The sequence below is a fragment of the Chitinophaga pinensis DSM 2588 genome, from assembly GCF_000024005.1.
Taxonomy (GTDB): domain Bacteria; phylum Bacteroidota; class Bacteroidia; order Chitinophagales; family Chitinophagaceae; genus Chitinophaga; species Chitinophaga pinensis.
This window is the reverse complement of sequence record NC_013132.1, coordinates 4276516-4290890: the sequence shown is the minus strand read 5'-3', so window position 1 is coordinate 4290890 and position 14375 is coordinate 4276516. Positions and strand designations below refer to the sequence as shown.

Here is a 14375-nt window from a genome sequence, read left to right as displayed (position 1 = left end):
ATCCCCTTATTATACCGTTATTAAGCCGTAAGTTCTTCGTTCCCGAACGGAGAAATAACGGCCTAATGACGGTATAATGGCGTTTTAATGGTACAAATCAGCCCTGAGATCGAAGAAACACTGGGGTTTCGGGGAGAAATACCCGTCTTTCAGCGACGGGCGGACGGTCAGCCGGAGGTAAATTATTATTGGCATTTCGGAATTCTCCGATATCTTTGCATCAGAGATCCGTAGACAACGTAAATATAAACATGGACAAACATGAGTAATCTGAGCTTATTTAAGCCTTTCAGCCTTAAATCGCTGAACATAAAAAATAGAATCGTAATGGCCCCTATGACGAGGTCATTTTCACCAAACGGCGTACCGGGAGACGATGTGGCCGCATATTATCAGCGTCGTGCTGCAGGAGAAGTGGGATTAATTTTATCTGAGGGTACGGTGATTAACCGTCCGGCGTCTTCTGCAGATCCGAACATTCCTCGTTTTCATGGCGATATCTCCCTGGGTGGCTGGCAGAAAGTGATCAATGGGGTACATGCTGCCGGCGGGGCTATGGGTCCTCAGATCTGGCACCAGGGTATCATGGATAACCATCATTCCGGCTGGACGCCGCTGACGCCTTTTGAAGGTCCGTCAGGATTGAACAGACCAGAAAATACGAATGGTCATGCGATGTCAGAAAAAGACATTGCCGATACCATTAAAGCATTCGGCGATGCAGCAGCGGATGCCAAAAGACTGGGATTTGATACGGTTGAAATACATGGTGCACATAACTACCTGATCGACCAGTTCTTCTCCGACAAGACCAATCATCGTACTGATAAATATGGTGGTAAATCGCTGGCAGAACGTACCCGTTTTGCGGTGGAAGTGATTAAAGAAGTGCGTAAGCGTGTAGGTGAAGATTTCCCGCTGATCATTCGTCTTTCCCAGTGGAAACCGTATGAATACAATGGTAAAATGGCCAATACGCCGGAAGAACTGGAAGCATGGCTGCAACCGCTGGCTGAAGCTGGTATTGACATCTTCCATTGTTCACAGCGCCGTTTCTGGGAACCTGAATTTGAGGAGTCTGATCTGAACTTTGCCGGATGGGCGAAAAAAGTGACCGGTAAGGCAACCATCACCGTAGGTTCTGTAGGACTGAATGGTGAGTTCCTGGCGGCGTTCAAAGGCGAGAGCTCAGAACCTAGTTCGCTGGAAGAACTGCTGCGCAGATTCGACAGAGGTGATTTCGACCTGGTGGCTGTCGGCAGACCATTACTGGCTGACTCCGATTGGGTAAAGAAAATTAAAGACGAGAGAACCGGTGAATTAAAAGGTTTCTCCAAAGAAGCATTGGCTCAATTGCTATAGTTGTATATTTGTTGTTAACGAAGGCGCTGCGGGAGACTGCAGCGCCTTTATTGTTTCCTCATATATTATTGTACATTTGACAGTAATAATCTGTTTTGTTCAATACTGATTCCATGATGAAAATCTCCTTCAACTGCTTTTTTAGCCGGCAATGCCAGCTTATCCGTATTGTTTTCTTCTTTGTTATGATCATAGGGATGGCCCTCTCCTCCCCTGCGCAACGGCGTGGTACAAATAAGACAAAACCCGTGTATAGTGGTTATCTGTTCACCTACTTTACCGGGAACGATAAAAGCAAAGAACAGATCTGCTTTGCGCTGAGTGATGATGGTTATCACTTCAAGGCACTGAACGGGAATCAGCCTGTGCTCAGATCTACGGATATCAGTGAGACGGGAGGTGTGCGTGATCCGCATATTTTGCGGGGAGCGGACGGCAAGACCTTTTACATGGTGGCCACGGATATGGTATCTGCTAAAGGGTGGAACAGTAATCGTGGTCTTGTGCTGATGCGATCAAGTGATCTTATACACTGGACTTCAACAGCGATCAATCTACAGACAAAATATGCCGGTCAGGATAGTTTACTGCGTGTGTGGGCGCCACAGACGACCTATGATGCACAGGCGAAAAAATACATGATCTATTTTTCTACGAAATATGGTCATCAGCCGGATAAAATCGTGTACGTTTATGCGAATAAAGACTTTACGGATCTGGAGGGTGAACCCAAACAACTGTTTTTTAATCCGGAGCAGGCGGCTTGTATTGATGGTGATATTCAGCAAAAGGATGGTAAATTTTACCTGTTCTTTAAAACGGAAGACAGGCGTCCGGGGATCAAGATTGCGGTGTCTGAACGGCTGACAACTGGGTATAAGATGCAAAGCAATGATTATGTGCAGCAGACGGATAAACCTGTGGAGGGTGCGGGTACTTTCAGGCTGAATGACGGTAGTGGTTATATTCTGATGTATGATATGTATACCAGCGGGCGGTATCAGTTTACTAAGACGACTGATTTTAAAACCTTCAAGGCGATAGATGAAGATGTGTCACTTGATTTTCATCCGCGGCATGGGACCGTGATGCCGGTGACTGCGGAAGAGATGGCACGGTTGAGGAGTGCGTGGTAAATAATTCGCCTGGCAGCTCTACCCGGGACTATAGACAATTGTGTGTCCATGACTCACCATACGATCCAGTTGCCATTAATCGTCTGATTCCGGGAGGTTGGCCGTTGCAGTCCTTTTGTCAATTCAGGTACCCGTTTCTCCACTATTTTTTTTAACTGGCTGAGTGTGAGGGTGTCATTATTACGAAATGCTTCCAGGATGCTGAAGGTGAATACGCCGTGTTTCAGACTATTGTCTTCTTTGGCAAACTGGAATGCAGAAGATGCTGCTATTACATTCGCGCCGTTGCTTTTTCTTACATCTACAAATAGTTCCTGCGTCAGTTCATATAACTTTTCCATGCCCAGACGACGGGGTCCGATATTTCTGACTTTAGGTCCTTTTACACCCTCAACGGAAAAAATACTATCCCGGGCTAAGGATTCCTTTTTTTCCCGGTATTGCGCCAGTAAAGTGGTATCTAGCTCGCCACTGTTACAGGCATCGATCAGTAAAAGCTTCCTCCTTGCCGGAATATTGTCCAGCAAGCCGTACAGCTCCTCGTAGGGCAGTCCACCTGAAGCGGGATTGTCGAAGTTAACGTCATAGGTGGACAGAAAATATTGTTGTCCGCTGAGTAAACCATGCCCTGAGTATACCAGGATCACCTTATCATTTACAGCTGATCTGTTCAGTGTTTCTTTGAGTTGCCTAACACGTTCCAGTGTCACGTGGCTATCGAATAGGGTATCGATGACAAGGTTGTCACCCAGCTTTTTCCTGAGTGTATCTGCCAGGTATTGTACATCGGCGACGCTCCATTGAAGGTTATTGGCAGTGTCCCTGAATTGCCTGCAACCGATACCTATAAAAAACACCTTCTCCTTTGGGGCAACAGGCGGATGATATGTCACCACTTTGGGATAGCGGTAGCTGCTGATACCACCTTTATTCATGGCGGCAGCTTCAATGACATTGACGCCATTTGATAACGTAATGGTAAGCGTTGTATCGAACGTCGATTTTTCCGCGGAGGTGATGGCCATACCGTTTGCGCCATATATGGGCACTTCATTTACCCAGACATTTACTGAAGACAGGTCCTGGTCATCATCTTCTGCAGATAAGTCAAGCTGAACGGTATCCACATTTTGCAGAAAATTAATACTATCACGATTGGTGATTTCCATAGCAGGAAAACTATAGTCATCGGAGAATTGCGTGGTATCAATACGCAGGTCCCGGATCCGCTTCAGGTAAGCCTGATGATAAGCGGCTATTAATGCGGTATCTGAGGGATCTGTTCTTGCCAGTAAGATATCCGGTCTGTTAAAGCGTATATCCAGCTGATCAAACCCCAAAATGGTATTTTCCGGTATTACATAGTGCAGTAGTTTGGCTGCATCATGAGAACAACGATAGAACCCTTCCGGATCCTGGATTAAAAAACCGCTTCTGTCAACCGGAAAGAAGCTATACAATGCCTGCCTTTTCTTAATATCCCAGATGAAGGCCCGGCGGTCTTTGGATAAGCTGGTCAGGTACTTTCCGTCGGCGCTAAATGAAAGAAAATGTACATAATCAGTATGTCCTAATAATGGGAACAGGGCTTTACCTGTATGGATGTCCCATACTTCAACTCTTCCATCTCCTCTTCCTGTGGCAATTTTGTTGCCATCCGGACTTAGTGCCAGGGCGTCCATGGTATTGTCTGATCTTGTTTCCGTCGCGATCGCAGCAGGCGTACTACCGTGCAATTCATGTAACAATTTGCCGGTGCTGACATTATAGATACATACAAATCCGCTTTCTGCTGTTGTAATGATATACTTGTCATCATTGGAGAACACGGCGCCGGTCAGCCCATAGCTGAGGGGCAATGCGATATGCATAATGGTGGCGGCTCCTGGTACGGATTTAACCCATATTTCGTTGTCAGCCACCACAAGCAGCTGTCTGGCATTATGACTAAAGTCCACCCCTAGGGCCCATCCGCTGCACGTTATTTCCCTGATCACTTCTCCGGTGCGGGCATTCCATATCCTGGCCGTACTGTCCTGCGAAGCGGTAGCCACCAGGCTGTCATTCCTGCTGAAGGCCACTGCATAAATAATATCGCGGTGCAGATCAAAGTTTCTGCGTATAGCGCCATCTTTCGCGTCTACAATAGCGGCTTTATGACCTGAGCCGATTAATAACTGTTTTCCATCATGCGAAAAGACCATGGAGCCTATACGCTTCTCTGCGCATTTTTTGTTATATAGCAACTTCCCGGATGCCAGATCCCAGGCGCTGATGGTTCCATACTGTGAGGATCCTGCTATTGTCCGGCCATCCGGGCTGATAACAGTTCTGGTAATGCCGGCAGCAGTATCTGCCAGCAATAATTCCGGCATACCTGTTATCAGACTCCAGACACGCAAAGAGCCATCTCCATAACATACTGCAATATGTTTATTCGCCGTATCTGATGAAGCATACACGGACCATGACACATGACCGCGCAAAGAGGTGTAGCTAGTACTGTCATTTACATTCCTGATAGTAGCCTGTGCTTGTGCGACCACTGCATATTTCTCCTGATCGGGACTAAACCTGACCAGGTCCGCATCAAATGACTGCAGTATCTTTCCTGAGCGGGCATCCAAGAGGATAGCTGCTTCAAATTTGGTGGACAACAACAACTGTTTGTCGTGCTGCACAAATTCGATCGATGTAGGTCTTAGTCCGACATCGGGCCAGTCGGCAATAAGTTTTCCCGTATACACATCCCACAATTGTACATCACCTTCTGTCGTGACGACTGCAAGTTGTTTTTCATCACTTGAAAATGTTGCGTCACTTAACCTCGCCCTGCTGCCCCGGCAGGTTTTAACGAGGTTACCTGTCCGGACATCCCATATGTGAACACTTGAATCAACGGCACCTGTGACAATCAAATCGCTTCCCGGACTAAAATGAGCGAAGAGGCTGTTTTCTTTAATGATCGTGTGCGGCACGCCGGTGGATGCGTCCCAGATATACACGGAATCATCGAAGCTGGAAGCAACCACAAGCTTGCCATCTGGACTAAATTCAACATTCCAGAAGTTCTTACCATCGAGAAGATTACAGATGAAGTCTCCGGTCTTGCCGTCACATAAGCGGATATAGTCACTGACAGCTGTTGTGATAATACGGGAGCCATCGTAATTAACAGATACATGCTCAATACTATATTTATCTCTCAGCCTTAGTTTTTCCTTACCGCTGCTCACCTCCCATATCCTGGCGGTCTGATCCTGCGAAGCGCTTATTATCCACTTATTATCCGGGCTGAACTCTACTTCATTAACTGTTTCTGTATGCCCCTGACAATCCGCCAGTATCAGCCCTGTATTCACGTCCCATATTTTGACCGTCCGGTCAGAACCTGCCGTGACTGCCATTTTACCATCCTTACTAAAGGAAAGATCATTGATAAAACCAGCATGTCCGATTGGCAAAACCAGCTTGGGACGCTGCGCCATTACACTTCCAGAGAATAGTAAGATCGCGAAAAGGAGGCTTCTTTTCATACTACCTTAATCTTTGATGTTAAGCATAATGCTCTGTATAACGCCCTCAGTCTGTCCCCTCAGGGATGCTTTGTTTTTCTGACCTAATTCGTAGGAATAATTGAATATCTTTTCCAGCACCGGCATGTTGCTTTTGGTGGCAAGACCTTTGAATCCTGCCAGGTATTCCAGATCAAGCATTTGTTTACTGGCAAACAGTTTAAAGATCTGTGTACCAAATGGCGGATCAAATTCTATAATATATTCGGTAAAGATATGCTCTCCCCGTGCGGGTATCTGCAGATCTGACGAGTAGATGGGATTATCGAGCTGTTTATTGGGAAATAACGGAGCGATCACACCATCTGGCTGCAGGGCGATCAGGTTAATATAAATGGGCACTGTACTGTGATTTTTCACCCAGACCAATATCGCATCTGTCTTTGAAAACTGGTAGGTCCCGTTTATCTTGTTATATGCGGATGCGGTATCGATTTTTCCATTCTTCAACCTGACAAGTTTCACTTCGGGATCAACGATAGGATCCGTGATATTCAATCCGGCCAGGAATGCATACTGCAGGTAGCGGTTGACGATTGCTTTAAGACTGTCCTTATGTGCTACTGCGGGGACAATCGTACCAAAGCACATTCCGGTGGCGGCAATTACGAGACTATCACGGGAGGGTCCTTTAACCAGAATGAGGTCTGCGGAATCTTTAAAACCGATCAGGGGCCAGCCTGCGAAGGTATTCCTTATTTCTTCGGCTTCCTTACGGGAATACCCTGACAATCTGATGCTGACAGGGCGCTGGCTGAATACGGGCGTACTCAAAAATATCCATCCCTGCATATTCCCATTGTTATTTTTTCCGTACAGTTGAACAATACTTTGATATAGATCGGCCTTTACAACGCGCCCTCTTTGTATGAGTTGCCCCGCTGTTGTATCGACGGTATTATAGGGATACAGCGATACCAAGGCCCCACTATCAAGGCCGGCTAATGCGCCTCCTTTGACAAGTATTTTGTCGGGTTCCAGCACTTGTGCAATCTCAAAAGAGGTGGGTTTAGGGACATATCTGCCGCCCCATAAGAGCCGGTTTTCGCTGTTGCCCTCAAAAACGGGGTGTTGCCCGGGATTTATGGACTGGATATTGCTTTCAATGATACTGAAAAAAGAACCGTAGGTAACAGCTGTTCCCAGTGTACTGAGTGCGCTGCACATCGCAAATGTCAGGGGACCTACCTTTTCCGCATCACCATTTTCCACTTCCACTGCAACTTCTTCTGCGCGCGATGCGGAGAATACGGCGAAGCTGGCCATATTGGCGTCATTATTTCGTTGGGGGCCATCTACTATCAGCGTAGTATCTGTTGTGTTTCCGGAACATTCTTTAAAAGTAGCGGAGACAAGGGGAGGCTGATCTCCCCTTACTCCGCTTTTAAATCTGGCGCCGGTGCCTGAATGACAAGCGTCTATAAAAAAAACGACATCTCCATCTTTTCCTGCTTTTTTTCTCAGACGGCGAAGGTATTCGCCTATTTTGTCATCCCGCAGAAATTGTGACTGGTTTTTGGGATAGTCTTTTTTATCTGCGTTTTCCGGCAATATGGCATTATATGTTACGATACTTTCATCCAGGCAATCTGTTTCATCACGATTATCATCTTCCACCTGTTCCCCATGCGAAGAAAATGCTACGAATACTACATCACCCGGCGTAACTGTTTTGATCAACTGTCCAAATGCACTATCAATACCTTCGATAGTGGCCTTTTGATTGACCAGTATGCTGATATCTGCGCTTCTGAAGGACTGGCGCTGCAGGACGGTCCTGATAAGTGTCGTATCATTGGCTGTATTCAGCAGTGCCCAGCCATTTGGAGGATAATTGCCGATGGCAATGATCAGTGCGTGGCGGTTGGGCGGTTGCTGTGCATACAATGTGTCTGCAACGAGCAGTAATATTACCAATAGCAGATGTTTCATGACGGGGTATAATGACAAGTGAAATGGAATGAAACTATTTCTTCGACCTGTTATTGTTTGTCAGCGTAAAGAATGGAATATCTACACACAGGAATGCATTCCACCGCCAGCTGGGGCTATTTACAACCGTTGTATTATCCACGTTTACTTTCCCCAATCCGGGGCCGTATTGTCCGCCAATACCCAGGGAAAGCGGGATATTCTTAAATGCGCCATAGACAAGATATAATCCAGGGGACACTATCTGACCAAGTTTTACGGAATAATCTTTTTTAATGACTGCTTCATCTGAGGTGCCGGAACTGGGTACAGAATCTCTTTTCAGCTGGTAGTCTACGATTGCGCCTATATCAAACAGTGCGGCAAATATACCCAGGCTGCCGCAATTATTCTTCAATCCCCAATTAAGGGATATACCAATTGGAGCAGTCACCCCGAACTGATCGTTCCAGGCACCTCCGACAGTCTTATCTTTTCCCTTTTCCAGGCGAAGGAAAGCGCCCAGGTATCCCTGTACGGATATATTGAATGCGGAATTCTTCTTGATGGAGGAACTACCTACGGGTAATACGGTGCTTTCGATCAGCTTCGCCACTTCTTCTGATGAAGTTGCATTTACAACATTGGCCATGAACATGCCATAACGGGCAATGCGAAACAGCACGTCGCTATAGTTCTTTTTAAAGGCATATAAGGTTTTCACTCTTTTCAGCGATGACAGCACATTGTCTATCGTCATCAATTCGGCACTTCCCGCAACGCTGGTCTTTGCCCTGTTGACCCTTTCTACCCTGTACACTTCTATAAGGCTATCCACAAGATTCAGGTGTTTCTCTTTCAACTGGCTGATCTCATTCCTGTCAATCTTCTTTGCAGCGCCTAAAACGGTCAGCAGTGAATCCGTCATCCGCAGCTGACGATCGCTTTCAGCGGTTCCTATCAGACCAGGTATTTCTTCCAGGACTGTAATAGCGTTTGACATTGCCTGGCTATACTGTTTGGTGTAAATGCTTTTATATAAATTATTGACAGATGTGGCAATTTTAGTGTAGCTGTCAACCGGAATACGATCATCAAATAGCTTGGCAATGCCGAGGCTATAATCCATTACATCTATTGCGACGCTGATGTAATTACTATGGTCTTCGTTAGTTATTTTCACCTTTTCACTTTCCTTCCGTTTGAAATCAGCAAAAGCGACGTCTACTTTTTTGGCCAATGTAATAAACTCCTTCACCTGGGTATAGAGAATGATCGCGTTGTCACTCTGTTTATTCATCATGTCTGCGAAAGGCATCCGATCACTTCCATTAAAAAAGACAACATCCTTTTTACGTGTATCCTGTAGTACTAATGCCAGATAAATCTTAAATCTGGTTTCGTCTTCGAGCATGGCATTCACTTCTTTTTCGGTAACCCAGGCACTTGTAGTGTCTTCGGGTGTTTGTTTCGCCCGTAAACTACCGGAAAAAACATTGGCGAGCGTCAATGCAGCGCCGAAATTTTTACATCCTGCAGATTTATTACTATTCTTAATCTGATCCCATTCCGGAAAAGCAGCAATGTTTTCCAGTACAGTTGCTGCACCTTTAGCACCGGACTCCATATCATGCATGAGTGCAATGTATCTGACTACGACGGCGACTTCCGGCAAGTCCTTCAACAGGGCCTGGTACTTCGGCAATGCCAGCAGGTCATCCAGGTGATAGGTCAATGCTTTAATATCCTCGAAAAATCCGGAACGCAGGGCAGGTAACATTTCCGGATACTGATAAGCGAGGAGATTACTGAGATTATTGTAGGTTATTGGGAAAAGCGCTCCAAACTCGGGGTTTTTCTTTCCAAATTCTTTGAATCTGTCGAAGAAAGCAATTGTCAATTCCTGTTTACTGCGATTGATCATGAATTCAGCTAAGCCGGTAGCAAATTTAGTTACGTCAATACCTCCGATAGCACTCATCAAGTCACCACCTACAGACTCTGGCATCGAGACGGCCTTATCTCCTCTTGTGACCGAGGTATTAAATAGTCCCTTTGCAAATCCATTATTTGCTTTAAACGCAGCAATGATAGCTACAGCGTCATTCGGGGTACCTTTTGGCATATAGTTCGCTAGTATGGCGGCTACTGCCTTAGTCTGGTCAACATCCAGTGTACTGATCTTTGCAAAAGGTACTAGTTTTTCAGCATCATAAAAGGCAATCTGTGCGCTGGCGATGATTGAGGATAAAAGGAACACACTGACGATGATTAATCTTCGTTTCATAGAGGAAATTGAACTCATGTTAAAAGTGATATAAAGGATGTTTTATAAAAGATATATCGGGATCTTTTTGTTGTCTATAGACAGTATTTCTTTTGATCTATGCCATGCATACATCAGACAAATTACAGGTGTAGTAACGATACCGTTCAGTTGTCACTTTTCTTTCTGCTTATTTACACATGGGCATTGATTTGCTGTGGCGACATATCGTTGTGTCTTTGTGCGCGCGACTAATACATCCATATCTGGTTGATACTCACATCTTCCCAAGAAAATGTCTCTTAGTTCAAAATTTATTGTGGCAATTCTTCAGTTAATAGGTAATTGAGGTTATAATAAAGAAGAGGTTAAGCAAAAGTTATTTGTACCGAAAAGTAAATATATTTTCGCAATACGCAAATTATATTATTGTTCTTACGACCGCTCATTGGTTCCCGGTAGGCACTACAGTCAAATCAGCAAAAATAAACGGGAAGAAATATCGTTTATTATTTGCAACAACGATGCACTTTAAGAGTATTTTACCTTACCTTTGTTCCTCCTGGTGAAATTTTCAGTACAAACAGCAGAACAACATTAACAGCAATGACAGGGAAAAATAATTTTGACGTAATCATCATAGGCGGCAGTTATGCCGGATTAGCAGCAGCGATGTCTTTGGGGCGTGCATTACGCAGGGTATTGATTATTGATAGCGGGAAACCATGTAACAGACAAACGCCGCATTCACATAACTTTCTGACAAGGGATGGCAGTACGCCTGCGGAGATCGCAGCAATCGGGAAAGAACAGGTACTGAAATATGATACGGTGCAGTTCTATACCGGATTGGCGACACGCGGTGTGAAGACGGAAACAGGATTTGAGATCGGTACGGATAAGGGAGATACTTTTTCCGGGACCAAACTGATTTTTGCTACGGGGATTACTGATGAACAACCTGCTATTCCTGGTTTTGCGGAGTGTTGGGGGATATCGGTGATACATTGTCCGTATTGTCATGGCTATGAGGTGAAACAGGAGAAAACGGGGATACTGGCGAATGGCGATATGGCGTTTGATTTTGGTAAACTTATTTCCAACTGGACGGATGAACTGACCATCTTTACCAATGGGGCATCTACACTGACACCGGAGCAGATGGAGAAACTGGCACAGCATAATATTGCGGTAGTGGAGAAAGTCATTACAAAGGTGGAACATGATAAGGGGTATGTACGTCAGCTTGTATTTGAAGATGGGCGTACCTTTGCGTTGAGGGCATTATATGCCCGCGTTAACTTTACGCAGCATTGCGATATCTCTGTGCAGCTGGGTTGTGAACTGACTGAACAGGGATACCTGCGGGTGGATGCGATGCAAAAGACGACTGTTCCGCATGTTTATGCATGTGGCGATAATAGCAGTATGATGCGTTCTGTAGCGAATGCGGTATCAACCGGCACGCTTACGGGAGCGATCACTAATAAGGATCTGATTGATGAGTCGTTCTGAGCAAAACGGGCTTCTACTCTGCTTTCAGACTTTTTACCGGATTAGCGACAGCTGATCTGATAGCTTGTATGCTGACGGTGCTAAGCGCGATCAGCATCACGACAAAACCGGCCAGGGCAAATTCCCACCAGCCAGGTGTGATGCGGTAGGCAAAAGTTTGCAGCCATTTATCGAGTGCCCACCAGGCGACCGGTATGGCGACAACAAGGGCGATACCTGCCAGTTTCAGGAAATCTTTTGATAAGAGTGTTACCAATATAAGGAGATTGGCGCCGAGTACTTTGCGGATGCCTATCTCCTTTTTTCGTTGTTCAGCCATAAATGCGGACAGTCCGAACAGGCCCAGACAACAGATGAAGATGGCGATCAGGGTGAAGGCATTGATGATATTGGAGAGCGTGACTTCCGCTTCGTATTGTTGCTGTACATCTTCATCAAGGAAGGTGTAGGCAAAAGGCGTTTGCGGGAAATGTCGTCGCCAGACGTTATTGATGTTTTTGAGTAGTTGCTGATAGTCTTTGGTATCAGCGGCAGCGATGATGTTATTGGTGGCGTTTTCAGGATTGTAACGCAGCATCAGCGGCTGTACTTCATCGTGGAGGGAGTTATTGTTATAGTCTTTCATGACGCCGATGATCTCTGCGAATATGACTGGTTCGTCAGCATCATGCTGTGGATATAATCTTCTGCCGGGTGCGTTCAGGGCAGTCAGACCAAGCGCCTTTGCAAAAGTTTCATTGATCACCACCTTTCCGGAATCGCCCGCCCTGAAATCTCTTCCGCTAAGCATTTTAACCCCTAATGCTTTTATATAGTTTTCGTCAGAAAAGATAAACTGTACATCCTTCCCTATCACAGCCCCTGCGGCTTCCAGGAAATAAGGCCAGTCATGGCTGATCTTCTGGCTAGGGTAATTGTCGGCCTGACTGACGGTTTTTACACCGGTCAGCTGGCGCAGATCGCTCATGAATGCATTGAGTCTTGTTTTCTCTTCATCGGTGTGAAAATTGAATACCAATTTCTGATTGCGATCAAAACCTATATCCATCTGTTTTAAGTAATTCAGCTGACGGGCAATGATGATGATACCAGAGACGAAGACGATTGACAATGAAAACTGGAAGACGATCAATAAACGGCGTATGCCCGCGGAGGACAGTCGGCTGCTGAAATTGCCCTTCAGGACACTGATTGGTCTGAAAGCAGAAAGATAGAAGGCCGGATAACTGCCTGCCAGCAGACCGGTAATGAATATAAAAGCCAGGAGCAGGAAAGCAAAGCGATAGCTCATTAAACTGAAGATGTTAATATCTGCATCTGTCAGCCGGTTCAATACTGGCAGCAGGATGGCCAGTAAAGGGATGGACACTAATATGGCTAATACGGATAAGAGCAGGGCTTCTCCCAGGAACTGACTGACGATGTGATTGATTCTGGCGCCGATCACTTTTCTGATGCCAACTTCTTTTGCACGTTTAGACGCCCTTGCCGTACTCAGGTTCATGAAGTTGATACAGGCCATCACCTGTATCAATATGGCGATCAGTAGTAATCTATTCAGGAAGGAGCGGTCGTTGGGAGGTGTCAGTTCGTTGTCATAGCCTTTTGTGGTATGTATGCTGCCCAGTTGTTGCAGGTGCAGCTCCTTTTTCATACCATGGTCTTTTAGCTGTTGTGCGCCGTATTGTGTCAGGAAGGTTGGCAGTTTTCCTTCCAGTGAGGCGACATCTGTTCCGGGTCGCAATTTGACATAGGCGGCTACATAGTTATAGGCTGCCCAGGAATTGTTTTCTTTCGTATAGGCACCCATTCCCCCGCTGTTCATCGCCATGAAGATATTCGCCTTTAAATGCGATTTCCCCAGGCGTTCGTCTACTACGCCGGTTACCCGGAAACTATTTTTACCATAAGCATTAGACATTTCTATTGTCTTACCAACCGGATCGCTGTTGCCAAATAATTTCTCTGCGGTATTCTTCATGAGTACGACCGTATAAGGATCGGCGAGTGCATTCCGGGGAGTGCCGTATATAAAATGGAAGTTGAACACGTTGAAAAAGGTGGAATCTGCATACACGGCATTTCGCTCATATATACTTTCTTCCTGATGGGTCAGCAGGTGTTGCGCTGCCCCAAGATTGACCGTCGGCACGACCCGCGTATATTCCTCTACTTCCGGAAAATCGTTTTTCATGGCCGGGGCGATTGGAGGAGAACTGGTGGCATTGTCGTGGAATACACCTTCGACCGTTATCCTGGAATTGATCCTGTAGATATCAGCTGCATGGAGGTGCTGCTGATCGTAACTGTACTGTCCGGTGACATACAGGATAATATACAGGCAGCAAACCGTACCTACTGACAAACCAACGATGTTGATAACACTGAAGGTTTTGTTTCTAAGGAGGTTGCGGAAGGCAATTTTCAGGTAGTTGCGGATCATGAGGGGGACATTTGGGAGATGCGGATACGAATTTAATGCCGCATATTTAATTTGTTATAAATTAATTAGTTAACATAGCAAACAAGCCAAAATGTGTCCACTTTCGGTACAAAAATTGTTCATTTTCGAACGGAAAGCGGGGCATTTCCCGGTCTGAGGGTCAATAA

7 protein-coding genes are annotated in these 14375 nt (G+C 45.7%); 3 read left to right on the top strand and 4 right to left on the bottom strand.

Annotated features, from left to right (window positions below; genetic code table 11):
* Window positions 1-261: 261 nt before the first annotated feature.
* Together CPIN_RS17055 and CPIN_RS17050 are read left to right on the top strand one after the other, a co-directional pair.
* The gene (locus CPIN_RS17055; protein ID WP_012791082.1) at window positions 262-1362 is read left to right on the top strand and encodes an NADH:flavin oxidoreductase; all 1101 of its coding nucleotides are present in this window, start codon (window positions 262-264) and stop codon (window positions 1360-1362) included.
* Window positions 1363-1475: 113 nt separating this feature from the next.
* Window positions 1476-2498 (top strand): glycoside hydrolase family 43 protein, encoded by a 1023-nt coding sequence (locus CPIN_RS17050; RefSeq protein WP_245552115.1) that lies wholly within the window; start codon window positions 1476-1478, stop codon window positions 2496-2498.
* 53 nt (window positions 2499-2551) lie between these two features.
* Here the strand turns inward: CPIN_RS17050 and CPIN_RS17045 are convergent, their stop codons facing one another.
* The 3 genes from CPIN_RS17045 to CPIN_RS17035 are packed head-to-tail and all read right to left on the bottom strand — an operon-like array spanning window position 2552 to window position 10271.
* Complete coding sequence (locus CPIN_RS17045) at window positions 2552-6034, bottom strand: WD40 domain-containing protein (RefSeq protein ID WP_012791080.1); 3483 nt, start codon at window positions 6032-6034, stop codon at window positions 2552-2554.
* A gap of 6 nt (window positions 6035-6040) precedes the next feature.
* Window positions 6041-8005 carry a caspase family protein gene (locus CPIN_RS17040; protein ID WP_012791079.1) on the bottom strand — a complete coding sequence of 655 codons (1965 nt, stop codon included), beginning with the start codon at window positions 8003-8005 and terminating at the stop codon, window positions 6041-6043.
* Window positions 8006-8039: 34 nt separating this feature from the next.
* Window positions 8040-10271, bottom strand: a complete 2232-nt coding sequence (locus CPIN_RS17035; RefSeq protein WP_012791078.1) for a hypothetical protein — start codon at window positions 10269-10271, stop codon at window positions 8040-8042.
* A gap of 585 nt (window positions 10272-10856) precedes the next feature.
* Between CPIN_RS17035 and CPIN_RS17030 the strand changes: the two genes are divergently transcribed.
* Entirely contained in the window at window positions 10857-11765 is a 909-nt protein-coding gene (locus tag CPIN_RS17030) for an NAD(P)/FAD-dependent oxidoreductase (protein ID WP_012791077.1), read from the top strand.
* Between the two features lie 13 nt (window positions 11766-11778).
* On the opposite strand, the gene CPIN_RS17025 is transcribed toward CPIN_RS17030, so the two are convergent.
* Window positions 11779-14208, bottom strand: coding sequence for an ABC transporter permease (locus CPIN_RS17025; protein ID WP_012791076.1), 2430 nt, complete (start codon window positions 14206-14208; stop codon window positions 11779-11781).
* Window positions 14209-14375: the final 167 nt, after the last annotated feature.

What these genes read in the sequence shown, in the direction of transcription:
- CPIN_RS17040 (WP_012791079.1), bottom strand. Translation starts at nt 8,005, where the DNA reads ATGAAACATCTGCTATTGGTAATATTACTGCTCGTTGCAGACACATTG.
- CPIN_RS17045 (WP_012791080.1), bottom strand. Translation starts at nt 6,034, where the DNA reads ATGAAAAGAAGCCTCCTTTTCGCGATCTTACTATTCTCTGGAAGTGTA.
- CPIN_RS17035 (WP_012791078.1), bottom strand. Translation starts at nt 10,271, where the DNA reads ATGAAACGAAGATTAATCATCGTCAGTGTGTTCCTTTTATCCTCAATC.
- CPIN_RS17050 (WP_245552115.1), top strand. Translation starts at nt 1,476, where the DNA reads ATGATGAAAATCTCCTTCAACTGCTTTTTTAGCCGGCAATGCCAGCTT.
- CPIN_RS17055 (WP_012791082.1), top strand. Translation starts at nt 262, where the DNA reads ATGAGTAATCTGAGCTTATTTAAGCCTTTCAGCCTTAAATCGCTGAAC.
- CPIN_RS17030 (WP_012791077.1), top strand. Translation starts at nt 10,857, where the DNA reads ATGACAGGGAAAAATAATTTTGACGTAATCATCATAGGCGGCAGTTAT.
- CPIN_RS17025 (WP_012791076.1), bottom strand. Translation starts at nt 14,208, where the DNA reads ATGATCCGCAACTACCTGAAAATTGCCTTCCGCAACCTCCTTAGAAAC.